Annotated in this window: 25 protein-coding genes; 23 read left to right on the top strand and 2 right to left on the bottom strand. The window is 41.1% G+C overall.

Going from position 1 to position 25,342, the window contains the following annotated elements; genetic code table 11:
* The 9 genes from lpdA to D3873_RS06330 all read left to right on the top strand — a co-directional run bounded on the left by lpdA (position 1) and on the right by D3873_RS06330 (position 11,370).
* Positions 1 to 1,431 carry a dihydrolipoyl dehydrogenase gene (gene lpdA / locus D3873_RS06370; protein WP_119883266.1) on the top strand — a complete coding sequence of 477 codons (1,431 nt, stop codon included), beginning with the start codon at positions 1 to 3 and terminating at the stop codon, positions 1,429 to 1,431.
* Between the two features lie 16 nt (positions 1,432 to 1,447).
* On the top strand, positions 1,448 to 2,458 hold the full coding sequence (locus D3873_RS06365; protein WP_119883265.1) for a thiamine pyrophosphate-dependent dehydrogenase E1 component subunit alpha: 1,011 nt from the start codon (positions 1,448 to 1,450) through the stop codon (positions 2,456 to 2,458).
* Positions 2,458 to 3,441 (top strand): alpha-ketoacid dehydrogenase subunit beta, encoded by a 984-nt coding sequence (locus tag D3873_RS06360; protein WP_119883264.1) that lies wholly within the window; start codon positions 2,458 to 2,460, stop codon positions 3,439 to 3,441. Before D3873_RS06365 ends, D3873_RS06360 begins: the two co-directional genes overlap by 1 nt.
* A gap of 18 nt (positions 3,442 to 3,459) precedes the next feature.
* A complete protein-coding gene (locus tag D3873_RS06355) occupies positions 3,460 to 4,779 on the top strand; it encodes a dihydrolipoamide acetyltransferase family protein (RefSeq protein ID WP_119883263.1) in 1,320 nt (439 codons plus the stop codon).
* A 460-nt stretch (positions 4,780 to 5,239) separates the two neighbouring features.
* On the top strand, positions 5,240 to 6,853 hold the full coding sequence (locus tag D3873_RS06350; RefSeq protein ID WP_119883262.1) for a methylmalonyl-CoA mutase family protein: 1,614 nt from the start codon (positions 5,240 to 5,242) through the stop codon (positions 6,851 to 6,853).
* Positions 6,843 to 8,918 carry a methylmalonyl-CoA mutase gene (gene scpA / locus D3873_RS06345; protein WP_119883261.1) on the top strand — a complete coding sequence of 692 codons (2,076 nt, stop codon included), beginning with the start codon at positions 6,843 to 6,845 and terminating at the stop codon, positions 8,916 to 8,918. The genes D3873_RS06350 and scpA overlap by 11 nt, the downstream gene beginning before the upstream one ends.
* Positions 8,918 to 9,919 (top strand): methylmalonyl Co-A mutase-associated GTPase MeaB, encoded by a 1,002-nt coding sequence (meaB, locus tag D3873_RS06340; protein WP_119883260.1) that lies wholly within the window; start codon positions 8,918 to 8,920, stop codon positions 9,917 to 9,919. The genes scpA and meaB overlap by 1 nt, the downstream gene beginning before the upstream one ends.
* A gap of 33 nt (positions 9,920 to 9,952) precedes the next feature.
* On the top strand, positions 9,953 to 10,393 hold the full coding sequence (locus tag D3873_RS06335) for a BrxA/BrxB family bacilliredoxin (RefSeq protein WP_119883259.1): 441 nt from the start codon (positions 9,953 to 9,955) through the stop codon (positions 10,391 to 10,393).
* Positions 10,394 to 10,398: 5 nt separating this feature from the next.
* On the top strand, positions 10,399 to 11,370 hold the full coding sequence (locus tag D3873_RS06330; protein ID WP_119883258.1) for an aromatic acid exporter family protein: 972 nt from the start codon (positions 10,399 to 10,401) through the stop codon (positions 11,368 to 11,370).
* A 21-nt stretch (positions 11,371 to 11,391) separates the two neighbouring features.
* On the opposite strand, the gene prli42 is transcribed toward D3873_RS06330, so the two are convergent.
* Complete coding sequence (gene prli42 / locus D3873_RS13345) at positions 11,392 to 11,490, bottom strand: stressosome-associated protein Prli42 (protein WP_162920151.1); 99 nt, start codon at positions 11,488 to 11,490, stop codon at positions 11,392 to 11,394.
* A gap of 126 nt (positions 11,491 to 11,616) precedes the next feature.
* Between prli42 and mce the strand changes: the two genes are divergently transcribed.
* Genes mce through D3873_RS06295 form a run of 7 tightly spaced genes read left to right on the top strand, consistent with a single transcriptional unit; the run spans position 11,617 to position 17,819 of the window.
* A complete protein-coding gene (gene mce, locus D3873_RS06325) occupies positions 11,617 to 12,027 on the top strand; it encodes a methylmalonyl-CoA epimerase (protein WP_119883257.1) in 411 nt (136 codons plus the stop codon).
* Between the two features lie 3 nt (positions 12,028 to 12,030).
* A complete protein-coding gene (locus D3873_RS06320; RefSeq protein ID WP_119883256.1) occupies positions 12,031 to 13,578 on the top strand; it encodes an acyl-CoA carboxylase subunit beta in 1,548 nt (515 codons plus the stop codon).
* Positions 13,579 to 13,590: 12 nt separating this feature from the next.
* The gene (locus D3873_RS06315; RefSeq protein WP_119883255.1) at positions 13,591 to 14,712 is read left to right on the top strand and encodes a M20/M25/M40 family metallo-hydrolase; all 1,122 of its coding nucleotides are present in this window, start codon (positions 13,591 to 13,593) and stop codon (positions 14,710 to 14,712) included.
* Between the two features lie 57 nt (positions 14,713 to 14,769).
* Positions 14,770 to 15,243, top strand: a complete 474-nt coding sequence (locus tag D3873_RS06310) for a chemotaxis protein CheW (protein WP_119883254.1) — start codon at positions 14,770 to 14,772, stop codon at positions 15,241 to 15,243.
* Complete coding sequence (locus D3873_RS06305) at positions 15,243 to 16,430, top strand: DNA polymerase IV (RefSeq protein WP_119883253.1); 1,188 nt, start codon at positions 15,243 to 15,245, stop codon at positions 16,428 to 16,430. Before D3873_RS06310 ends, D3873_RS06305 begins: the two co-directional genes overlap by 1 nt.
* A 1-nt stretch (position 16,431) precedes the next feature.
* Positions 16,432 to 17,403 carry a ribonuclease Z gene (gene rnz, locus D3873_RS06300; RefSeq protein ID WP_119883252.1) on the top strand — a complete coding sequence of 324 codons (972 nt, stop codon included), beginning with the start codon at positions 16,432 to 16,434 and terminating at the stop codon, positions 17,401 to 17,403.
* Positions 17,403 to 17,819: a hypothetical protein gene (locus D3873_RS06295; RefSeq protein ID WP_119883251.1), complete on the top strand. Its 417-nt coding sequence runs from the start codon at positions 17,403 to 17,405 to the stop codon at positions 17,817 to 17,819. The genes rnz and D3873_RS06295 overlap by 1 nt, the downstream gene beginning before the upstream one ends.
* A 250-nt stretch (positions 17,820 to 18,069) precedes the next feature.
* Here the strand turns inward: D3873_RS06295 and namA are convergent, their stop codons facing one another.
* Entirely contained in the window at positions 18,070 to 19,089 is a 1,020-nt protein-coding gene (namA, locus tag D3873_RS06290) for an NADPH dehydrogenase NamA (protein WP_119883250.1), read from the bottom strand.
* A 121-nt stretch (positions 19,090 to 19,210) separates the two neighbouring features.
* On the opposite strand from namA, the gene D3873_RS06285 reads away from it, so the two are divergent.
* From D3873_RS06285 to D3873_RS06255, 7 genes are all read left to right on the top strand, one after another.
* Complete coding sequence (locus D3873_RS06285; RefSeq protein WP_119883249.1) at positions 19,211 to 20,155, top strand: MBL fold metallo-hydrolase; 945 nt, start codon at positions 19,211 to 19,213, stop codon at positions 20,153 to 20,155.
* Positions 20,142 to 20,894 carry an SDR family NAD(P)-dependent oxidoreductase gene (locus D3873_RS06280; protein WP_119883248.1) on the top strand — a complete coding sequence of 251 codons (753 nt, stop codon included), beginning with the start codon at positions 20,142 to 20,144 and terminating at the stop codon, positions 20,892 to 20,894. Before D3873_RS06285 ends, D3873_RS06280 begins: the two co-directional genes overlap by 14 nt.
* A 236-nt stretch (positions 20,895 to 21,130) precedes the next feature.
* Complete coding sequence (locus D3873_RS06275; RefSeq protein WP_238473833.1) at positions 21,131 to 22,015, top strand: ABC transporter permease subunit; 885 nt, start codon at positions 21,131 to 21,133, stop codon at positions 22,013 to 22,015.
* Positions 22,016 to 22,018: 3 nt separating this feature from the next.
* On the top strand, positions 22,019 to 23,068 hold the full coding sequence (locus tag D3873_RS06270) for an ABC transporter permease subunit (protein ID WP_119883246.1): 1,050 nt from the start codon (positions 22,019 to 22,021) through the stop codon (positions 23,066 to 23,068).
* Between the two features lie 169 nt (positions 23,069 to 23,237).
* Positions 23,238 to 24,491, top strand: a complete 1,254-nt coding sequence (locus D3873_RS06265) for a Y-family DNA polymerase (RefSeq protein WP_119883245.1) — start codon at positions 23,238 to 23,240, stop codon at positions 24,489 to 24,491.
* 13 nt (positions 24,492 to 24,504) lie between these two features.
* On the top strand, positions 24,505 to 24,828 hold the full coding sequence (locus D3873_RS06260; RefSeq protein WP_119883244.1) for a YolD-like family protein: 324 nt from the start codon (positions 24,505 to 24,507) through the stop codon (positions 24,826 to 24,828).
* A 49-nt stretch (positions 24,829 to 24,877) separates the two neighbouring features.
* On the top strand, positions 24,878 to 25,255 hold the full coding sequence (locus tag D3873_RS06255) for an NIPSNAP family protein (RefSeq protein ID WP_119883243.1): 378 nt from the start codon (positions 24,878 to 24,880) through the stop codon (positions 25,253 to 25,255).
* Positions 25,256 to 25,342: the final 87 nt, after the last annotated feature.

Raw genomic sequence — 25,342 nt, 5'->3', positions numbered from 1 at the left:
ATGGCGAATGAATATGATCTTGTCATATTAGGTGGCGGTACAGGTGGATATGTAGCTGCTATTCGTGCTGCACAATTGGGGTTAAAAACGGCCATCGTTGAAAAAGGAAAACTCGGGGGTACGTGTTTGCATAAAGGGTGTATTCCAAGTAAGGCGTTGCTTCGAAGTGCAGAAGTTTATTCCACAGCGAAACATCATGCTGCGGATTTTGGTGTGAATACGGGCGAAGTAACACTCGATTTCTCACGAGTTCAAGAACGAAAATCTTCGATTGTTTCTCAACTTCATCAAGGAGTGCAAGGATTGATGAAAAAAGGGAAAATTGATGTTTTTGAAGGAACTGGTCGTATGTTAGGGCCTTCTATTTTCTCGCCATCTCCAGGTGGTACCGTTTCAGTGGAGATGAATAATGGGGAAGAAAATCAAATGTTAATTCCTAAAAATGTAGTGATCGCAACTGGCTCTCGTCCACGTTCACTTCCCGGATTAACGATTGATGGAACGACTGTTATGACCTCAGATGAAGCACTTGAAATGACGGAACTGCCAAAGTCCATGATTATTGTCGGTGGCGGTGTCATCGGTATAGAGTGGGCTTCTATGTTAAACGATTTCGGTGTAGAAGTTACGGTTATTGAATATGCTGATCGGATTATTCCGACGGAAGACGCAGATATTTCCAAAGAAATGCAAAAACTGTTGTCGAAAAAAGGAATTACATTCGCAACTAGTGCCAAAGTGGACGCTGAAACGTTAAAAATTGCTGAAGGATCGGTGATGATTTCTGCAGAAATTAAAGGTGAAATGAAAGAATTTACAGCAGAAAAGATGCTAGTTTCTGTTGGAAGACAAGCAAACGTTGAAGGAATTGGTATCGAAAATACAGACATCCAAGTGGAAAAAGGTTTTATTCAAGTGAGTGAAACTTTCCAAACGAAAGAGTCTCATATATACGCAATTGGAGATGTTATTGGCGGTTTACAATTAGCACATGTCGCTTCTCATGAAGGTATTACCGCTATAGAACATATTGCAGGTCAAGAAGTACATGCGATTAACTACGATCACGTTTCCCGGTGTATCTATTCAAGTCCGGAAGCATCAAGTGTTGGAATCACGGAACAACAAGCGAAAGACAAAGGCTTGAACGTAAAAGTAGGGAAATTCTCCTTTAAAGCGATTGGAAAAGCGCTTGTATATGGTGAATCTGATGGTTTTGTGAAAATTGTTGCTGACAAGGATTCAAATGACATTCTTGGGGTTCATATGATTGGACCACATGTAACGGATATGATTTCTGAAGCAGGACTTGCCATGGTATTAGATGCTACACCTTGGGAAGTTGCAAATACGATCCATCCACATCCAACGTTATCAGAGGTAATGGGAGAGGCTGCATTAGCAGTTGACGGCAAAGCAATTCACATGTAATAAGGGGGAAGTTGAAATGGCAAAAAATCGTCATGAAGAACTAGGATTAACGAATGATGATGTTCTGAAAATTTTCGAAACAATGCTGCTAGCTCGTCGAGTAGATGAGCGTATGTGGTTATTAAACCGTGCGGGTAAAATCCCATTCGTTATCTCGTGTCAAGGACAGGAAGCAACACAAGTAGGTGCAGCATACGCACTTGATAACTCAAAAGACTATATTGCACCTTATTACCGAGATATGGGCGTTGTATTACACTTCGGAATGACAGCACGTGATTTAATGTTATCTGCATTTGCGAAAGCGGAAGATCCAAACTCTGGTGGACGCCAAATGCCTGGCCATTTCGGTCAAAAGAAAAACCGTATATTAACTGGGTCATCACCTGTCACTACACAGCTCCCACACGCAGTTGGTGTTGCATTAGCTGGTAAGATTAAACAGGAAGATTTTGTCACTTTCGTGACACTTGGAGAAGGTTCTTCTAACCAAGGGGATTTCCACGAAGGGTTAAACTTTGCGGGAGTACACAAATTGCCATGTATCACAATGGTTGAAAACAACAAGTATGCTATTTCGGTTCCTTATGATCGCCAAGTAGCTGCTAAAAATGTGTCAGATCGTGCAATTGGATATGGGATGCCAGGATACACTGTTGATGGTACCGATCCTTTGGAAGTTTACAAAGTGGTAAAAGAAGCTGCAGATCGTGCGCGTAATGGAGAAGGTCCAACTCTTATTGAAGCTGTATCGCACCGTTTGACTGCTCACTCTTCGGATGATGATCATCGCCAATATCGTACAGCAGAAGATTTAGCAGAAGGGCAAGCGGCAGATCCAATCCGTAAATTTGCTGCGTATTTAACAGAGTTGAATATCTTGAATGAAGAATTAGAGAAAGAGTTAAATGAGCGAATTATGAAAGAAGTCAATGAAGCTACCGAGTATGCAGAAAACGCACCATACGCTGCACCTGAAGACGCTTTGAAATACGTCTATGCACAACAAGACGGGGGGAACGTATAATGGCAGTTATGTCTTATATCGACGCGATTACACTCGCGATGAAAGAAGAAATGGAACGCGATGAAAACGTTTTTGTCCTTGGGGAAGACGTTGGTAAAAAAGGTGGCGTTTTTAAAGCGACAAATGGTCTTTATGAACAATTTGGAGAGCACCGCGTAATGGATACTCCACTTGCTGAATCTGCTATTGCTGGTGTTGGTATTGGTGCTGCTATGTACGGAATGCGACCAATCGCAGAAATGCAATTCGCAGATTTCATCATGCCAGCCGTTAACCAAATTATTTCGGAAGCATCGAGAGTTCGCTATCGTTCGAACAATGATTGGTCATGCCCAATTGTCTTTCGTGCGCCATTTGGTGGAGGTATTCACGGAGCACTTTATCACTCTCAATCTGTCGAAGCAGTTTTTGCTAATCAACCAGGATTGAAAATTGTTATTCCTTCTACTCCATATGATGCAAAAGGTTTGTTAAAAGCTGCAATTCGTGACGAAGATCCTGTTATGTTCTTCGAGCACAAACGTGCGTATCGTTTAATCAAAGGTGAAGTTCCAGATGAAGACTATACAATTGAAATTGGAAAAGCAGATGTAAAGCGTGAAGGGGAAGACATCACCGTTATTACGTACGGTTTAGCGGTCCACTTTGCACTTCAAGCTGCTGAACGTCTAGAACAAGACGGCATTTCCGCACATATTTTGGATTTACGTACGATCTATCCGTTAGATAAAGAAGCGATTATCGAAGCAGCATCAAAAACTGGTAAAGTGTTGCTCGTTACAGAAGATAACAAAGAAGGTAGCATTATCGGTGAAGTTGCTGCAATCATTGCAGAGAATTGCTTATTCGACTTAGATGCACCGATTAAACGCTTAGCAGGACCAGATGTTCCGGCAATGCCATATGCTCCTACAATGGAAAAATTCTTTATGATAAATCCGGATAAAGTCGAAAAAGCAATGAGAGAACTAGCTGAATTTTAAAGGAAGGAGGAAATCTAGATGGCTTTAGAACAAATCAAAATGCCTCAACTTGGGGAGTCCGTTACAGAAGGAACAATCGAAAAATGGCTTGTACAACCAGGCGATAAAGTGAACAAATACGACCCACTTGCGGAAGTGAATACAGATAAAGTAACAGCAGAAATTCCTTCTTCTTTTGAAGGAGTTATTAAAGAGCTTATTGCACAAGAAGGCGAGACGCTCGAAGTTGGTGCTGTTGTTTGTACTATTGAAACAGCAGGCGGCGGAGCGGAAGAAGCATCTACTTCGTCAAATGATGAGAAAAAAGAAGAAGCTCCAAAAGAAGTATCTACTTCATCTGCACCAAAAGCTTCTGCAACTCAAGCTCCGGCACGTGAAAAAGGAGCTAAAGCTCGTTATTCACCTGCTGTACTTAAAATTGCACAAGAGAATGATATCGATTTAAATCAAGTGAATGGAACTGGTTCGGAAGGCCGTATTACACGGAAAGATTTACTTGCAATCATTGAAAGTGGATCAATTCCGAAAGCTAGCGAAGCACCAGCATCATCAACTTCTGCCTCTAGCGCAACACAAGAAACTTCAACAGCTACTAGACCGCAAGCAGCGCCAGCGCCTTCCATTCCGACAGCAGTTGGAGATATCGAAATTCCGGTATCCGGAGTGCGTAAAGCAATCGCTTCGAATATGCTACGTAGCAAACATGAAGCTCCACATGCGTGGACCATGATTGAAGTGGATGTAACAAACCTAGTGCAATATCGCGATTCGATAAAAGGCGAATTTAAGAAAAAAGAAGGATTCAATGTAACCTATTTTGCGTTTTTCGTAAAAGCTGTTGCACAAGCTCTAAAAGAATTCCCAATGATGAATTCCATGTGGGCGGGAGACAAAATCATTCAAAAGAAAGACATCAATATTTCTATCGCCGTGGCAACGGATGATGCTTTATTTGTACCAGTCATTCGAAACGCAGACGAAAAAACGATTAAAGGCATTGGACGAGAAATTAATGAGCTAGCGACAAAAGTTCGTAGTGGTAAATTAAAATCCGATGAAATGCAAGGTGGAACTTTCACTGTTAATAACACAGGTTCATTCGGATCTGTTCAATCTATGGGGATTATCAACTACCCACAAGCAGCTATTCTACAAGTCGAATCAATCGTAAAACGTCCAGTCATCATGGATGGCGGCATGATTGCAGCACGTGACATGGTAAACTTATGTTTATCACTTGATCACCGCGTACTAGATGGATTAGTTTGCGGGCGCTTCTTAGCACGTGTAAAAGAAATCCTTGAAAACATTTCAAAAGAAAATACTTCCGTCTATTAATTGACATACTGGCAATTCCTTTCAATAGGGATGCCAGTTTTTCGTTTTTAGATCACTGGTCGCATTTTACGAGGTAGGAAGCCAGCTTTGAGATAACTTGAAGCTTTTATTATATAGAGGAATGTCTTTAGTGATTCCGGATGGTGGAGTTTGGGACACTTCCGCCAAACATTAGGACACTTTCGCCAAACATTGGGACACTTCCGCCAACCATTAGGACACTTCCGCCAAACATTGGGACACTTCCGCCAAACATTAGGACACTTTCGCCAAACATTAGGACACTTTTTTTTATATCTATCCCCAGACTTCTCTACGAGTTCACTTTCCTTTTCCACACACTTCATAAAAATAACTCATTGTATCCAGCAAATCCTTGTTTTTTACTTTATTGAAAGCGTTTCCTCATGTAGACTGAAGGTAGATTAGCTTGTAAAAGGAGAGAAGCTTTCGCGACCTTATGAATGTTCAACAAATGAAAGATATACAGTTTCAAGATATTCAAGAGCAACAATGGATGGATGCTGCATTTGCCGCTTTAAAAGGGAAGTCGATGGATAGCTTGATCACACCTACACCAGAAGGTATTGATCTTCAGCCTTTGTATTCAACAAACAAAGTGGCGGAGGTAGAGGAATCTCGTGAGGGCTGGAAAATTGCCCAAACGTCATTAGCCACCACTATTTCGACATTTCTTCAGGAGACAAAAGAAGCATTAGCGAATGGTGTCGAAGTTTTTGGCTATGCAAGTACGCTCGCAAATGAACAATGGACAGACGCAGACATGATGCAGTTAAAGCAATACATATTGAACTATCCGATTATGTGGGATATTCAGTCAACGAATGATCCGATTTTACAAATCATCCAGTCACTGACGGAAGAAGAAAAATCATCCGTTCATGGCACAATTTCAGGCATAGAGTCTCCGTTTCCAAACGTGGAGCATGCAATTACCACGGAAAAAATTCACTTAAAAGGAGCTAGTGCGGTTGAAGAATTGACGTATGTACTACTTCAACTCGCTAATCAACAAGAAGCACGGTTCCAAGCGGTTCGGTTACATGTGGATACTCATTTTTTCATGGAAATTGCGAAGTTACGTGCAATGCGTATCCTTTGGAAAGCATTTCATTCTACAGACCAACATGATATTCCAGCACTGACTATTGAATCGACTACTTCTGTTCGCTCCTTTTCTAAATTAGATGAGCATGTCAATTTGTTGCGCGCTGGGAATGAAACACTTGCAATGGTTTTAGGTGGTAGCGACGTAATTCATACGACTGCCTACAATGTCTTAACAACAACCGATGCAAAATCTCGTCGACTTGCTAAAAACATGGGATTGATCTTACGAGAGGAAGCAGGTCTTAGCGGCATAACAGACGCTGCAAATGGATCCTATGCTATTGAGGCATTGACAGAAGAATTGGTGAAAAAAAGTTGGGAGTTATTCTTACAATTAGTCGATTTACCGTTTACTGCTGCTCAAGAGGAGCTTTTTCATCGTGCAACAGCTCTCCATGAAAAACGGGAACAAGCTTTATTCACCAGAAAGTCCTCAATGGTTGGGGTTAACCAATATGCAAACCCAAGTGATGAAATCAAGTCACTATCAACGGAAAAAACAAATCGGGTTGCTATTCCGTTCGAGTCGTTACGATATTATTTCTCGAAAAATCCTCTCAAAGCTGCCGTCGTTCAAATAGGCGAGTTAAAAGCTATAAAAGTACGCACAGACTTTGTGGTTGGCTTTTTACAAGCGGGTGGGGTAGTTCCAAACATCTCGCAAGTATTTGAAACAGCCGAAATGGCGCAGAAATTCATCGAAGAAGGCTCGTATGACTATGTCGTTTTAAGCGCAACAGATGACGATTTAACGAATTTTGTACCGGTCTTTTCTTCTTTATTTAAGCAAACAATCGTGGAGATTGCTGGGAAACATCCACAACTGGAAAAATGGAAGCAAGATGGACTGCATGGTGCCATTTATATTGGTCAATCGATTCCTGCCAAAATGAAAGAAATTCAAGCGCTAACGGAAGGAGGAAATACTTCTAATGGGAAATAAATGGGAAAACGTTTCACTCGCTTCTTTTCTTGAGGAAGAAAAAACATCACGCTCAAACGAAGCGTTAGCTGCTGGTATTGCACCATTTACTCGTGGACCTTATGCTACGATGTATGTTTCGCGACCATGGACCATTCGACAATATGCTGGATTTTCTACAGCAGAAGAATCGAATGCCTTCTATCGTCGTAATTTGGCAATGGGACAAAAAGGTCTGTCCGTCGCGTTTGATTTAGCGACACACCGGGGATACGATTCCGATCATCCGCGAGTAGAAGGTGACGTAGGAAAAGCAGGCGTTGCCATCGATAGCGTAGAAGACATGAAAATTTTATTTGATGGAATTCCACTCGATCAAATGTCCGTTTCCATGACAATGAATGGCGCTGTTCTACCGATACTCGCATTTTATATTGTAACAGCAGAAGAACAAGGAGTTTTACCAGATAAACTCGCTGGAACGATTCAAAATGATATTTTAAAAGAATATATGGTGCGAAACACGTACATTTATCCACCTGAAATGTCGATGAAAATTATTGCCGATATTTTTTCGTTTACTGCCGAAAAAATGCCAAGGTTTAACTCTATTTCTATTTCGGGCTATCATATGCAAGAAGCGGGAGCGACTGCAGAAATTGAACTTGCCTATACACTCGCAGACGGTTTAGAGTATGTTCGTACTGGTTTAGCTGCGGGAATTCCCATTGATTCATTTGCACCGAGACTATCCTTTTTTTGGGCAGTTGGAATGAATTACTTTGAAGAAATTGCGAAAATGCGTGCTGCTCGTAAAATTTGGGCGCAAATGATGTATTCTTTTTCTCCAACTAATCCTAAATCACTTGCACTTCGAACGCATTCTCAAACATCGGGCTGGAGTTTGACAGAGCAAGATCCGTTTAATAACGTAATGCGAACTCTAGTAGAGGCGAACGCAGCCTCCATGGGTCACACGCAATCGTTGCATACAAATGCTCTGGATGAAGCGATTGCTCTTCCGACAGATTTTTCTGCTCGTATTGCTCGTAATACACAGCTGTTTTTACAGGATGAGACATATATGACGAAAATTATTGACCCTTGGGGAGGTTCCACTCATGTCGAGAATCTCACAAAGGAATTGTCAGAGAAAGCATGGGAGCTAATACAAGAAATTGAAGATCTAGGCGGTATGGCGAAAGCGATTGAGACAGGGTTACCAAAAATGAAAATCGAAGAAGCAGCTGCTATCCGTCAAGCCCAAATTGACTCTGGAAAAGAGAAAATTATTGGAGTAAATGCATTTCGTCTAGAGAAAGAAGATGAAATGGATATTTTATCTATTGATAATACAGCTGTACGGAATAGCCAAATTGCACGATTAGAGAAAATGAAATCTACACGATCTGAAAAAGACGTGCAAATTGCCTTACAAGCATTAGCGGAAGGTGCGAAGACAGGTAATGTAAATTTACTCGAATTAGCAATTCAAGCAGCGCGTGTTCGCGCATCTTTAGGTGAAATTTCCGATGCAATTGAAGAAGCATGTGGTAGACATAAGGCGGTGATTCGTTCAGTGAGCGGTGTGTATCAATCGAATTATGAGAATAACGAGGAGATAACAACTGTAAAACACATGACCGATGTTTTTCTTGAAAATGAAGGTCGCCGTCCTCGAATGATGGTTGCAAAAATGGGACAAGATGGACACGATCGTGGAGCAAAAGTGATAGCGACTGCTTTTGCTGACTTAGGATTTGATGTGGATATTGGTCCACTTTTCCAAACTCCTACAGAAACTGCAGCTCAAGCGGTTGAAAATGATGTCCATGTAATTGGTGTTAGTTCATTGGCAGCTGGACATAAAACACTTGTTCCAGCACTTGCAAACGCGTTAAAAGAACTAGGTAGAGAAGATATAATGATCGTTGCTGGTGGTGTTATTCCGTCGCAGGATTATGCTTTTCTCTTACAGAATGGAGCAAGTGCGATTTTCGGTCCTGGTACTGTCATTCCGCAAGCAGCGATAAAAGTGATTGAAGAGATTTATAAACGTCTTGGATACGAGGAAGTGAGCGAGTAATGACAACTCGGCACTTCCGAAAGGTTAATAAGCGAGAACTGTCAGTGGCTTCATTAGCTGATGACATTCGAGCAGGTTCAAAACAAGCTCTAGCCAAAGGTATTACCCTAATTGAAAGCGTGAAAGCAGAAGACCGTATCTATGCAAACGAACTGCTTGAACGATTGTACCCATACACAGGTAATTGCATTCGGATTGGGATTACGGGAGTCCCAGGTGCAGGTAAAAGTACGTTTATCGAATCATTTGGCACCATGCTTTGTGAACAACATAATCGTGTAGCTGTGCTAGCAATTGATCCAAGTTCCACTCGCAACGGCGGAAGTATTTTAGGCGACAAAACTCGCATGGAGACACTCGCTCGCCATCCCTCTGCTTTTATACGACCTAGTCCGACCGCCGGAACTCTTGGCGGTGTCCATAAAAAAACGCGGGAAACGATGATGCTGTGCGAAGCTGCTGGCTATAACATTTTACTTATTGAAACAGTAGGAGTGGGACAAAGCGAAACACTTGTCCGAAACATGGTCGACTTTTTCTTGTTGCTTGTTTTAACGGGAGCTGGCGATGAGCTGCAAGGCATGAAAAAAGGAATTATGGAAATTGCCGATTTACTCCTTGTAAACAAATCCGATGGAGAAAATGTACCCGTTGCAAAACGAGCGGTTCGGGAATTCAACCAGTTGCTTCATTTTTTACAGCCAGCTACTCCTGAATGGCAAACGAAAGCAATGGCAGTGTCTTCTCTAAAGAAGGATGGATTAGACGACGTTTGGACAATAATTGAGGCATTTGTTAAGTTTACGAAAGAAAATGACTATTTTGAGAGTCGTCGAAACCAACAACTGACGGATTGGTTTACGCAAATGATCCATGATCGATTAGTGGAACAGTTTTTTGTTTCCAACACAACTCGAGATACTGTAAAACAGTTAGAAAAACGTATCTTATTAGGAGAGGTATCTCCATCGAATGCATTGGATGAATTATTTTCAAAATAAGCGTACAATAAGGAACGAAAGGAGTGCTAACACATGAATATGGATTTTAACTTATTGATGAATGATATAGTACGTCAAGCAAGAAGTGAAATGGAACAAGCAGGATATCAACAACTGCAAACTCCGGAAGAAGTAGAAGAGGTATTTGCAAAAGAAGGAACAGCACTTGTCATGGTCAATTCTGTTTGCGGTTGTGCAGGTGGAATTGCTCGCCCTGCAGCAGCTCACGCAGTTCATTATGACAAACGTCCAGACCGCTTGCTAACTGTCTTTGCTGGACAAGACAAAGAAGCAACAGCAGTAGCACGTGACATTTTTGGAGAAGATCATCTTCCATCTTCACCATCCTTTGTGTTATTAAAAGATGGTAAACCAGTTGGTGAAATTGCTCGTCACGAAATTGAAGGGCACGACCCAATGAGTGTGATTACGAATATCCAAGCGTTATTTGAAGAGTACTGCGAAGAAGTATAGTCGGTATGCGACAGTTTCGTATTGGCTATCGAACGCTTAAAACGGCAGTAGGTTCGAGCATTTCCATGCTAATCGCGATGTTTTTGGAGCTGGATTATTTCAGCTCCGCTTTTATCTTAACGGTGCTCTGCATTCAACCAACTCGACATAAATCGTTCCGTGCGGTTTTTGCACGTGTTGCAGCTAGTAGCGTCGGATTGTTTTTCGCATTTATCTTTTTTGAACTGTTTGATTATCATCCGATTGTTTTTGGTATTATGCTCTTAGTCTATATCCCTACCCTTGTATCTTTACGCATTCAAGATGGGTTTGTTTCAAGTATCGTTATTATTTTGCATGTATTTGACCAAGGAGGAATTACTCCATCTTTTCTTTGGAATGAAGTGCAGTTAATGGCCGTCGGTTTCGGAATTGCGTTACTCGTCAATATGTACATGCCAGATATCGAACGACAGCTAACAGCTTATCGCCATGATTTAGAGGCATGCTATGCGACAATATTTTGCGAGATTGCGAACTACTTGCGAGATGGTGATTCTGCTTGGTCAGGAAAAGAACTGGTCACTGCTGGAGATATTATCGAAAAAGGAAAGGCACTCGCCTACCAAGACGTCCAAAACCATTTAACGCGAAAAGAAAATTTACATTACTTATATTTTGACATGAGAGAACGACAGTATGAGATTATTGAGCGGATTCTTCCTAAAATAACGTCGCTGCCTAAACTTACTCGTCACGCGGAAATTATAGCGGATTTTACAGAAGAACTTGGAGAACATGTTCATTCTGGCAATACTGCTTCTGTTTTTATTCAAAAACTAGAAGAAGTAAAACAGGACTTTCATTCGATGGAATTACCAAAGGATCGAAAACAATTTGAATCGATGGCGGCGATGTTTCAATTTATCGAAGAAATGGAAGACTATTTAAAAATTAAAAAAGAATTTATCGGTTTTAAAACGAAAAAAAATGCGTAGAGATGATCTCTGCGCATTTTTTTAGCTTAAAATAAAACTGATACCGAATAATACACTCGATAAAACCATAATACCGATCATCATGTAAACGACAACTTTACGAAATGTGGCGTTTCTCACTTCGCTCACTCCTTTATATCCGATAGGCTAAGTGTAGCAAAAATCGTGAAATGCACAAGTGCTAGAGATTTCTTTTCTGAATCGGTACAATAGAAGTAGATATTTTCTGAATAGGAAGTGACTTCATTGAAAAAGGTAGATCATATTGGAATCGCGGTAAAAGATTTACAAGCTTCCATTGCGTACTATGAAGAAACGCTTGGTTTAACTTGTTTAAAAGTAGAAGAAGTAGAATCGCAGGCTGTACGTGTCGCATTTATCGATGCCGGAAATGTAAAACTCGAGTTATTAGAGCCGATGAATGAAAATAATGCCATTCATGCTTTTATTCAAAAAAAAGGTGAAGGCATTCACCATATAGCATTTGGTGTGGATGATATAGAACATCGCATGGACGAGTTACGCACAAAAGGTGTAAAGCTGTTAAGTGAAAAACCTTCTCCTGGAGCTGGCGGAGCACAAGTAGCATTTTTACATCCAAAATCATCGTTCGGTGTGTTATATGAATTATGTGATAAGACGGAAAAGAGGGATTAGTTCGTGGATATTTATGAAAAAATTAATGAATTGTATGATCGAAAGCGTCAAATTGAATTAGGTGGCGGAGATGACCGCATCGCGAAACAACATGAAAAAGGGAAACTTACAGCGAGAGAACGAATCGATTTATTAGTAGACGAAGGATCATTTGTAGAGTTAAATCCATTTGTCGAGCATCGGACAACGGATTTTGGAATGGGAGATTTAGCAGGACCAGGGGATGGTGTCGTTACTGGATTCGGAAAAGTAAATGGACGGGACATTTATCTATTTTCTCAAGACTTCACAGTTTTTGGTGGTGCCCTTGGAGAAATGCATGCACAAAAAATCGCAAATGTGATGGATTTAGCAGCGAAAAATGGTGCTCCTTTTATCGGATTGAATGATTCTGGCGGCGCTAGAATTCAAGAAGGTGTTGTATCACTCGATGGGTATGGACATATCTTTTATCGAAATGCGATTTACTCAGGGGTTATACCACAAATCTCGGTTATTATGGGACCATGCGCAGGTGGTGCAGTTTATTCACCAGCAATTACTGACTTTGTCTTTATGGTAGATAAAACGAGTCAAATGTTCATCACCGGACCTAAGGTGATTGAAACAGTAACGGGCGAAAAAATTTCTTCGGAAGATCTAGGTGGCTCAAAAGTACATAATGCGATTAGTGGAAATGCTCACTTCCGTGCCGCTTCTGAACAAGAAGTGTTACAACAAGTCCGTCAATTGTTGAGCTATTTACCACAAAATAATGAAGAAAAAGCACCTGTTTCGGATGCTCCTGATATGGAAGATTATCGTGCGGATTTAACGGAAGTCATTCCGTTCGACGCGATTCGCCCGTATGATGTTCGAAAAGTGATTGAGCAAGTTGTCGATACGAATTCCTTTTTAGAAGTTCAACCTGAGTTCGCAAGAAATGTTGTGATTGGTCTTGCGCGTATCAAAGGAGAAGTTGTGGGGTTAGTTTGTAACCAACCAAAAGTAATGGCTGGCGGACTGGATATTGATTCATCAGATAAAGCATCTCGATTCATCCGATTCTGTGACTCGTTTAATATTCCTCTTATTACCTTTGAGGATGTGACAGGTTTTTTCCCAGGTATCAAACAAGAACACGGCGGGATTATTCGTCACGGAGCGAAGATATTATATGCCTACTCCGAAGCGACCGTTCCGAAAATTACGGTTATTTTACGAAAAGCATATGGCGGAGCATATGTAGCACTTAACTCTAAATCAATTGGTGCCGACTTAGTCTTCTCTTGGCCAAATGCTGAAATTGCGGTAATGGGTCCTCAAGGGGCTGCGAACATCATCTTTTCCCGGGAAATCGCGCAAAGCGACAATCAGGAAGCTACGCGAGCGGCAAAAATCGAGGAATATCGCGAAAAATTTGCAAATCCATACGTTGCTGCTGCTCGTGGAATGGTAGATGACGTAATCGATCCTCGTGAGACGCGTATTAAACTCATTCAAGCGTTAGATATGATGCGCAATAAGAAAGAAACTCGACCAACCAAAAAACATGGAAATATTCCATTGTAAGGAGGAACTTCATTGAATAAAAGACTTGTAGATGAATTTATGGAACTTGTACAGATCGATTCGGAAACGAAAAACGAAAAAGAAATATCCATCGTATTGAAAGAAAAACTAGAAGCACTTGGTGCAGAAGTAGTAGAAGATGATTCCGCTAACCGTTCCGGTCACGGTGCTGGTAACTTATTTGCCACGTTTAAAGGAACTGTAGCAGATGCAACTCCTATCTATTTTACATCTCACATGGACACGGTGTTTCCTGGTCAATCGATTAAACCGGTTTTAAAAGAGGATGGCTTCATTTATTCTGATGGCACGACAATTTTAGGTGCCGATGATAAAGCTGGTATTGCAGCAATATTTGAAATGATCCGCGTACTAAAAGAATTTTCAATTCCACACGGTGATTTTCAAGTAGTCATTACCGCTGGTGAAGAGAGCGGTTTAGCTGGGGCACGAGAAATGGATGTTTCATTACTAAAAGCATCCTTCGGCTATGCAGTGGACTCTGACGGAAAAGTCGGTGGGATTGTAAATGCTGCTCCATATCAACAAAAGATTAATGCTACTATTTTTGGAAAAACCGCACATGCTGGTGTGGCACCTGAAAAAGGCGTATCTGCGATTAATATCGCGGCTAAAGCGATTTCTGCGATGACCTTAGGTCGAATTGATGAGGAAACGACAGCGAATATTGGCCGTTTTGAAGGTGGAAAAGCGACAAATATCGTGTGCGATGAAGTGCACATTTTAGCGGAAGCACGATCTATTGATCCTGCCAAATTAGAACAACAAACTAAACACATGGTTGATACGTTTACACGTGTGGCGAATGAAATGGGTGGTAAAGCGACGGTCGAATCTAAATTAATGTATCCAGGGTTCCGATTTGAGGAAAACCATGAAGTTGTCCAAACTGCTGTAAAAGCAATTGAAAAAATTGGACGTGATGTGACAATTGGAACTAGTGGTGGAGGTAGTGATGCCAACATTATTTCTGGACACGGTGTTCCAACAGTGACACTTTCAGTGGGATATGAAGAGATCCACACGACAAGTGAACGGATGCCTGTTGAAGAGTTGGAAAAACTAACGGAATTATTAGTAGAAATTGTGAAAACCGCTGCTACATCGAATTAATTCATTGTCAGACACGTTTGAAACAAGCTTACACAAAGACAGAACGGGGGAAACGATATGTCATCAGAAAAAGTGGTTGTGTTTCGTTCAGGGAATGAAGAGTACGCCGTATCAGTAGATCATGTTGTATCGATCGAAAAGTTAGCGCATATAAGTCCAATTCCACATGTTCCGGATTATTTTAAAGGACTAACGAAAATCCGAGGGGAACTCGTTCCAGTAATCGATTTTGAGCAAGTTTTGTATCACCGACAAGCTCCATCGTCTGAGGAACTTCGCGTTATCGTTGTTCAAACAGATGACTTTTCGCTAGGATTACTTGTATTAGAAGCAAAAGAAATTTTAGATATTCAATCGGACGACTTAAAGCAAATTGGCTTTGTTAACTATGCGAAAACAAAATACTTTACGTCGGTGGCAAATCTAGAAAATCGCATGATTACGATAGTTGATCCACACATTTTTGTCACAACGATTGACGGAGTGAAAGAAATCAAAGAGTATATGGCGACGGTAGAAGCGTCAAGCTAATGGCAGCCAGAGTCATTTTTCATATTGATATGAATAGCTTTTTCGCATCCGTTGAACAATCCTATGATACTTCCTTAAAAGGAAAACCTGTCGCGGTTGCTGGAGACCCGACGAAACGACGAGGAATAGTTGTTACGTGCTCGTATGAAGCTAGAGCTTTTGGCGTGTACACAACGATGAATGTGCGAGAAGCAAAGATGCTTTGTCCTGAATTAATCGTTCTTCCGCCAAATTTTGCTCGCTACAAAACGGCTTCGGTTGCGATGTTCGATGTGTTGCGAACGTATTCTTATCTAGTCGAACCGACTTCTATTGACGAAGGCTACCTTGATTTATCTCATTTAGAAAACCCATCAGATGCCATTCATGTTGCGAATGATTTACAGCAGCGGTTATCCAGAGAACTAGATTTACCTAGTTCGATTGGAATTGCACCAAATAAATTTTTGGCGAAAATGGCGAGTAATATGAAAAAACCGATGGGGATCACCGTGTTGCGGAAACGAGATGTTCCAACACTTTTATGGCCACTTGAAATTATCAAAATGCACGGAATTGGAGAAAGTACGGCAACCAAGTTGAATCATGTCGGTGTTTTCACGATTGGCGACCTTGCAACTATGGAAGATACACTCCTTATTGAAACGCTCGGGAAAAAAAGTGTTCGGTTGAAGCAAAAAGCAAATGGCGAGGACAATAGACCAGTTGATCCTGATGCCCATGCGGAATCAAAAAGTGTCGGTAATTCTACGACACTTGAAGTGGATGAAAGTGACATTCAAGAACTACGAAATATTCTTGTTCGATTAAGTGAAAAAGTGGCTCGTCGACTGCAAGCGAAACAACTTGCTGGAACGACTTTGTCCATTTCTATTCGATATGCCGATTGGAATAATGTGAGTCGAAGTGTCACGAAAAATGTTCTTTATTATCAGCAGGAAATGATTGCAAAGGAAGCTATTCGACTTTTCGAAAAGCATTGGGATGGTTCTGCTGTTCGGTTACTTGGCATAACTATCAGTAATGTGGAAGATATGCAAGATCGGACGGAACAATTATCTATTTTCACTTTTCAACAGCATGCAAAAGAAGAACCGCTTCTGCAACTTTTAGAAAAGATGCAAAAGAAATTTGGTGAAGATAGCATTCAAAAAGGGACATCTCGTCTCAAAAAGAAGGAAGACTAACGTGGAAATTCAATTTTTAGGTACCGGAGCTGGCATGCCCTCTAAACAACGGAATACTTCTGCAATTGTGATGAAACTCTTGCAAGAACGAGGAACATTTTGGCTGTTCGATTGTGGAGAAGCAACGCAACATCAAATGTTGTATACAGCCCTGAAACCTCGTAAGCTCGAGAAAATCTTCATTACTCATCTTCATGGAGATCATATTTTTGGTTTGCCAGGACTACTTGGTTCACGATCTTTTCTCGCTGGAGATTCTGAGTTGACGATTTACGGTCCTAAAGGAATTAAAGAATGGATTCATACGACGATTCGTCTGTCAAAAACAGCACTCCAGTACCCACTAACGGTGGTAGAAATTTCTGAGGGTGTTATTTTTGAAGACGACACCTTTTGTGTGGAAGCGAAAGAGCTTGCACATGTAATCCCCTCTTTTGGGTATCGAGTTACCCAAAAACCTTTACCACCAACGTTGATTCTTGAAGAAGCAATTACACGAGGCGTTCCGAGAGGGCCGCTTCTCGGTCAATTAAAAGCAGGACATGATGTAGAATTAGAAGACGGTTCCACCGTCAAGAGTAGGGATGTAACAACTGCTCCTGCTGACGGATTTGTCGTGTCTATTTTAGGGGATACAAAATTTTGCGAAGCATCTATTCAGTTATGTGACGAAGCTGATTTAGTAATACATGAAGCAACGTTCGACGGGGATACAGAAAAATTAGCAGCTGAATATGGACACTCGACTATTCACGATGCTGCAAAAGTTGCTCAGCTTGCTAATGCGAAGCAATTGATTGCTACGCACATTAGTGCTCGCTTTATAGGGAGCGCTGTTCGAACACTCTTGGAACAAGGCAAAACGATTTTTCCATTTCTCACCATCGCAGAAGATTTTTCGACTTATGAATGGAAAAATAGAACGTTCCACCGTATCGATTCTGCGCTGATGGAGAGAAAGGATGACGCATAATGAAAAAATGGCTAGTTTTGCTTAGTTTTGTCTTCCTTTTATCGGGTTGTGGCGAACCTAAAACGCAACTTGTTCGCGTCGACTTTCATACTGCTTGGGCAGGGGAAAAGGACCTTGATGTGTGGATGATCCAAGATGAAGAGACGTTGCTCGAATTGAGCTCGATCTTTCAAGCCGTTACTTGGCAAGACAAAGCGGATTCGAGTCGCCCCCAACAAGAACACTACGTCTTAACATTATTTAACGAGACGAATGAACCACCTGAAACGCTCGATGATTTTCAGCTCTTTTTTCTAAAAGATGAACAGAAAGCGTTGCTACTTGGTGACTCGGGAGTGGCGTTAATAAATGAAACGGACACAAAAAAATTGCAGAAAATTCTCCAATCCACCAAGAATTATCAACAGGCTCCATAATGCGGAGCATCGGTTGATTTATTGAAGCGAACTAAACGTTGAGTGACAGAGAAGGAAGATTCGTTAGTAGTAATTGGATAATGGAGATATATTTTTGATAAGTGACGAATAGATTGGCAAAAGTGACGAATAGAACCTTCAATCTGACGAATAGATTTTCAAAAGCCACTTCGTTGACAATTTCGACAGCTTTTATAGTATTTTCCTCATAAGAAAAGCACCTCGACATGTTTTGTCGAAGTGCTTTTTCTTATAGCCAGCCGCGCTCGTATTGTTTTACTGATTCAATATCTACTCGAAGTTCTTTCGCTGCAGTATATGCCCAGTAAGGATCTCGTAGCAATTCACGTGCAAGGAACACTAAATCTGCACGGTCATTCTTCAAAATTTCTTCGGCTTGAATCCCAGTGGTGATTAGTCCAACCGCTCCTGTCGCTATTGGGGTGTCGTGTTTAATTGTTTCTGCAAACTTCACTTGGTAACCAGGATATGCATCAATTGCAGCTGGAACAACTGCTCCGGAACTTACATCTACAAGATCAACGCCTTGTTCGTGCATCCATTTTGTCATAGGAACATATTTCTCTGCTGTCATTCCGCCATCCGTGTAATCGTAAGCAGAAATGCGCACAAATAGAGGACCATTCCATTCTTTTTTAATTGCGTCAATGATTTCACGTAAGATTCGGTAACGATTCTCATCAGAACCACCGTATTCATCTGTTCGTTTATTGGTTAAAGGAGAAAGGAATTCATTGATTAAGTATCCATGTGCAGCATGAATTTCAATGACATCAAATCCCGCTTCTTTTGTACGTCGAGCTGCATCCTGGAACGCTTGAACGGTGTTGGCAATATCTTCTTTAGTCATTTCCGTCGGTGTTTTGTAATTTTCGTCGAATGCAATGGCACTCGGTGCAAAAGTCTCTTTTTTTACTGTAGACTTTCGACCAGCGTGTGCGAGTTGTATGCCGGTTTTCGCCCCGTATGGTGTCATTAGATCAACGAGCTCTTTTAATCCTGCTACATGCTCATCTGACCAAATCCCAAGGTCTTCCTCGGAAATTCGTCCTTCTGGTTGCACGGCTGTTGCTTCTAAAATAATAAGACCAACTTGTCCTACTGCTCGTGTTGGATAGTGTACACGGTGCCAATCTTGTACTTTTCCGTCTTTGTTATGACTCGAGTACATGCACATCGGCGCCATGACGATTCTATTTTTAAATGTCACGTCTTTCACTGTAAATGGTTCAAATAATTTCTTTGCCATGGTTCATCCTCCTTCACTAATGGGTATCATTATATCAAAGCGTTCGTAGTAGGAATATTCATTTGCTTGCACAATGCTTAATCGGTACACTGAAAGTAGATTGTTGAAAAGGAGCACACATATGATTACGCGAATTACGATTCCAACTCCATTTGCAGTGGGGGATGTACATAGTTATTTAGTTCAAGGTGATGTTCTTTCTTTAATCGATGTTGGTCCTAAAACGCCTGAAGCTTTAGAAGCGTTAAACCGTGGATTTACAGAGGCGAATCGCACCTTTGAAGAGGTCGAACAGATTATTTTAACGCATCATCATCCAGACCATGCGGGGTGGCTCGATGCATTTCCGAATGCACGAGTTCTTGGTCACGCTTACAATGATGCATGGTTAAGACGTGATGACGCATTTTTTCAATATCATGATGCGTTTTATTTAGATCGTTTAAAAGAAGAAGGAGTGCCTGCAGAGTATTATCACTGGGTAGAGAAGATGAAACGTCCTGTTACGTTAATGGGCAACCGTCCTCTTGATATGGAATTGCGTGATATGGACGAAGTGCCGGGCCATCCTGGTTGGATTGTGATGGAAACACTTGGGCATGCGCAGAGTCATTTATCTTTTTGGAATGAAACAACGGGAGAACTTATCGGGGGAGATCTTTTATTACCAAAAATTTCGTCCAACCCATTGATCGAACCGCCTACAGATCCATCAGATGGCCGTCCCAAATCGATGTTGCAGTATAATGAATCACTACGAAAATTACTTGAGATTCCGGTGAAACGCGTGTATCCAGGTCATGGAGATCCGATTGATGATGCACATACGTTAATTGTGGAGCGCTTAGAGAAACAACACAATCGGGCGATGCAAGTTCACGACATGCTAGCGGAAACGGCTCTTTCCACCTTTGAAGTGACGCAGCGTTTATTCCCAAAAGTATACGAAAAAGAGCTTGGATTAACGTTATCGGAGACCATCGGACAGTTAGATTACCTATTAGAAGAAGGGCTGATTAACGAAACAAAACGCGATGACGGAGTATTTTTGTATGGTCAAGTCTAAAAACATTCTTATCACAGGAGCGACGAGTGGAATTGGTTACGAACTGGCGACAAAATTAGCGGTAAATGGGTGGAAGGTGTATGCAGTTGGCCGGAATGCAGCGAAATTAGCAGAATTGGAATCCAAAGGGATCCATCCCATCCAAGCGGACCTTCGCCATACTGAACAAATGGACGAGTGGTTCTCCACCTTACCCGCGATCGATGTCGCGATTTTAAATGCAGGGGTTGGAACATTTGCACTGGCGAATGAAACTACAGATGAACAGATTCAAGAAATGTTTGAAGTGAATGTAACCTCGTTGATGAAATTGTCGGCACGATTACAACAAACGATGATTTATCGTGGCAGAGGACATCTCGTGTTTGTTGCATCTCAAGCTGGAAAAATCGCGACACCAAAAGCGGCTGTCTATGCCGCGACGAAACATGCGGTACTTGGCTATGCGAACGCTTTACGGATGGAGCTACAACCATATGGCATTCCTGTAACGACCATTAATCCTGGACCAATTGACACACCGTTTCTTGATTTAGCAGATAAAAATGCGTCTTATCGCACTTCGCTGGGTAAATTTCTCATGCAACCAAGTGAAGTAGCTGAAGCGATAATAGCATCGATCCATCGACCAGTGCGAGAAGTGAATTTACCGAGGTATATGCCTATCCTTACAAAAGCCTATGATTTAAGTCCTTCGTTAATCGAACGATTGGGACGACCATTTTTCACTAAAAAATAACTACGTTAGAAAGCACTTTCTTCGGAGAGTGCTTTTTCTTATGAAGTTTATCACCACAATGATTTACTTTAGCTGGGTATTATTTGGTAAATTAGAGGGTTTTGTTCTTAAATGGCGAAAATAGGAGTAAAGGAAATTCTTTTTATGCGTAATTCAGTTTAATCCTCTTTATTCTTACTTTTATAAGGATGAAGTAGCAGAAAGGAAGGTCGATTATTATCTCGTCTATACTGCAAGTGTTTTTGCGATTTATCTATGTCGTAATTGGCATTATACTGATTAGCGCGTTTGTCGGATTGTTTACGAATAGTCTGTCGGAGACTGATCCGGCTCTGTTTGAAAAAGGTGTTCAACTTACCATACCTTCTTTTTTTGAAAACGTTGTCTTCATTTGTCAGTCGCTGTTCAATTGGGATAATCTAACTATTCATGGAGCGAAGCAACGGGAATTCTCTATTTTCCTGAATTTTTGGGATGTCTATTTCTATTCCATCATCCTTTTTTTATCCTCGCTTCTGTTATCCATTTTTAACGGGGTATTGCTTACATACATTTCCATGATGCTTTCTCATAAAATGAATTCTTTACTGACAAGAACGGTGTCACTTTTTGAATCATTGCCAGACTTATTTATCATCATGATTATTCAATTTTCTATTGTGGTCTATTACCAGAAAACAGGCACGCTTTTATTCCCTGTTGCAGGCACCGCTCAAAATGAAAGTTATTTGTTGCCCATTGTAGCATTAGCTGTCATCCCGACAATCTTATTTTATCGAATTTCACTTCACCTCGTGAGGGATGAATGGGAGAAGCCTTATATTGATCTGGCTAGAAGTAAGGGGTTTAGTAAAAAACGGATTTTCTTTTCTCATGTGATGAGAAATATTATTCCTAGTCTATTTATACATAGTAAAACGATGGTGTTGTACTTACTTTCCTCTATGGTCATTTTCGAGCGCATTTTTAATATTAATGGAATTATTAGCTATGTCATTCGCTATCCTTCTTCGAATATTATTGCTTTTTCACTCATCCTATTTTTTGTACCGATATTCTTGCTCTACGTAGTGCTAACGCCAATGATTGAAAAAATTACTGGACAGAAACTGGAGTGGTAATGAATGTATGTAACGAAAAAATTATTCCATAATTCGTTTTTCGTGATAGGTTTTGTCGCGCTATTTGGCATGTTGCTTGTTAGTATTGGCTATTCTTTTATTCGTCACGATGCCACTCCTACCATTGGTTTATTATTTGATAACGATGGCCGACCGCTTCATGCTCCTTATAATTTTCAGCAAGTTCCACCACTCGGGACGGATGATTTTTCCCGCAACTTACTTGTGGTAATGATAGTCGGTGCAAAGTATACCATTGGTGCCGCATTTTTTATTACATTCTTACGAGTGTTCCCATCTATTTGGATTGGTCTTTTTATTCATTTTTTTCTACGTAAAGTGGAACGCCCATTAAAATCCATCGCGGATGCATTGAATTATTTTCCGATGACGTTACTTGCCTATTTGATTCTAAGCGTCATGCTGATTCAAGAAGCGAGAAGGTACTATGTGCCTGACAGTCTAGAATTCGTGCAAGGACCAGATCCGTTATCATGGCAGATGCAAGTCGTCGTGTATTGTGTGGTGCTTGCCGTTCTTTTTATTCCCAATAATTCTATTCTGATTGCGAATGAAGTGAAACGAATTTCCCGCATGGAATTTATCGAGAGTTCACGAACGCTTGGAGCAGGTAATTGGTGGATTGTTTCGAAGCACATTCAACCATTTTTAGTCCCACAAATTGTGCTGATGTTTTTGCGGGATTTCATCCAAATTCTCTTGTTGATGGCGCACTTAGCTGTACTAGGCGTATTTCTTGGTGGTTACACAAAAGTATACGATGTGTTCGGACAACCTCAACTCGTTTCAAATTCTAGCGAATGGGCCGGACTTTTAGGAATGTGGTGGAAACATTTATATACTTCTTATCCGTGGATTTCCTTCCTACCTATCCTCTTTTTAACCTTCTTGATTTTATCGGCTAGAGCGATGATGAATGGACTTCAAAAAGAGCTAGCTACAATGGACAGCAAAAGGGAACCTATCACTCCTAATCAACCGTTTGAAAAATCTCAAAATGTTCCTCCTTTTGAACGAATTTCGTGGAAGTAGAAAAAAGAATTTACTTTTAGTGGTACTTCATTTTTCCTTTTACCGTACACGTTGTGCTTAATTGGCTGAGTATATTCACCGATTCTCCTAGTTATTTCCTGTTGTAAAAGAACGTTTGTTCGCATATACTATCAACAAGAACAAATGTTCGTAAAAAGGAGAATGCAAGATGGATGAAAAGATGCCAAATCGACCTATTGCATGCTTGGATATGCGAAGTTTTTTTGCAAGTTGTGCAGCAGCAGATGCGGGTTTAGATGTCTTAACAACTCCGATTGCCGTTATTGGAAATCTCGAACAAAAAGGAAGCATTGTTTTAGCAGCTTCACCACCATTGAAGAAAAGGTTTGGAGTGAAAACAGGTACACGATTATTCGAAATACCGGATCACCCCGATATTCACCTCATCGAACCGAAAATGAGTTTTTTCGTTCAAACGTCGATGGAAATTACGAAGTTATTGACGAAGTATGTGCCGGAAAAAGCTATTCATGTGTATAGTATCGATGAGAGTTTTATCGATTTAACAGGTACGGAACGTTTGTGGGGACCTCCGGAGATAGCGGTCCAACGCATACAAGAAGAATTGCTCGACACCTTTCAAATGCCTTCTGCTGTCGGAATGGGGCCAAATATGTTGCTTGCAAAATTAGCGCTAGACTTAGAAGCAAAGAAAAAAGGTTTTGCCCGGTGGACATATGAGGATGTGCAGAAAAAGCTATGGCTAGTAACCCCTTTACGGGAAATGTGGGGAATTGGTTCTCGCATGGAGAAAAATTTAAATGCGATGGGGATTTTCTCTGTAGGGGATTTAGCAAATGCGGACCTCGCAGAACTCGAAAATCGCTTCGGAATCATGGGAAACCAGCTGTATCACCATGCATGGGGAATAGATTTGTCTGATTTGGGGGCACCCATTATGGATGGACAAATTAGTTACGGGAAAGGTCAAATTCTTTTCCGTGATTACAACACAAGAGAAGAAGTGTTAGTCGTGCTGTTAGAAATGGCAGAAGATGTAGCGAAACGAGCACGAGAAGCAAAAAAAGTCGGTCGAACAATTCATTTAGGCATTACGTATAGCAAGTATTCGTTCGGCGGAGGGTTTCATCGTTCTCGAACCATGCCAGAAGCGACAAATGATACGATGAAAATTTACCGTATGTGTGTGAAGCTTTTTGATGAATTTTATACGAATAAACCAGTACGCCAACTGTCTATTTCGCTTGCGAATGTGGAAGAGGAACAATCCATGCAGCTAAGTTTGTTTGAGGCAAATAAAGTGCGGAAACGTCAGTTAGGAGCTGCAATGGATAAAATTCGTGGAAAGTACGGATCAGCCTCTCTTTTACGCGCTGTTTCTTATACGGAAGCGGGTACCGCAAGAATTCGGGCGAAATTGATTGGCGGACATAAAGGATAAAGGAGAGAGGACGATGTTACGGGACCGCGGTCGAATTAAATGGACGGCGATGATGCTTCCCGAACATGTGCGAGAACTTCGCAAATGGCAAGAAGAAATCGGGAAAGTTAGCCGACCAGAATTAGATGAGTTTGATATACAAGTAATGCAAGAGGAATTACAACGCGCATTAGCAACGAATGCGGATGTACGATTAACGACGTGGATAAACGGCGAACCAGTCTATCACCGAGGAAAATTAGAAGAAATGACCGAGAAAGGTGTGACATTCACCGATCCTTTTGGTCTGCATCGATTAACGTGGGAGGAATTAGTTGGAGTACTGTTACTGGAATAATGAACCAATCGCGTGAAGTTGGCGTCCCATTTCAAAAGGGGAGACAAGTATGATACGCAGAAGAACCTATCAAGTAAAAGAAGAAATTGTGGCATCCTTTCACCAACACTTCAATGAAAATTTATTGCCAGCACAGTGGAAATACGGTGCAACATTAATCGGGCGGTATCAAACTATTCCTGAAAATGGCGTAGTAGAAATCATCGCTTTATGGGAATACGAAGATGAACATCAGTTTCATGAAATTGAACATCATCTACGACAAGATGCTGCGCACAGGAAACGAGTAGAGGATTGGTACGAAAAGCACGGTGGTAGAAAGCATGTAGCGTCTTACTTCTTGCAAAAAGAAGACAGTTATCTGTATTCGACGTTAACACCTGAAAACGAGGAACTACGGCAACGTAAAGTAATAGAGAGTAAGTAAAATGAGCATCTTTGTTTTTCGACAAAGGTGCTTTTCTTCTCGAACTTTTCTAAACTCGAAATAATCTTCTTGCCTATCTTCTCTAAA

Origin of the sequence: Paenisporosarcina cavernae, from assembly GCF_003595195.1 — a bacterium.
GTDB lineage: Bacteria > Bacillota > Bacilli > Bacillales_A > Planococcaceae > Paenisporosarcina > Paenisporosarcina cavernae.
The sequence above is the reverse complement of the archived record's forward strand: the minus strand, read 5'-3'. Positions and strand labels throughout refer to the sequence as shown.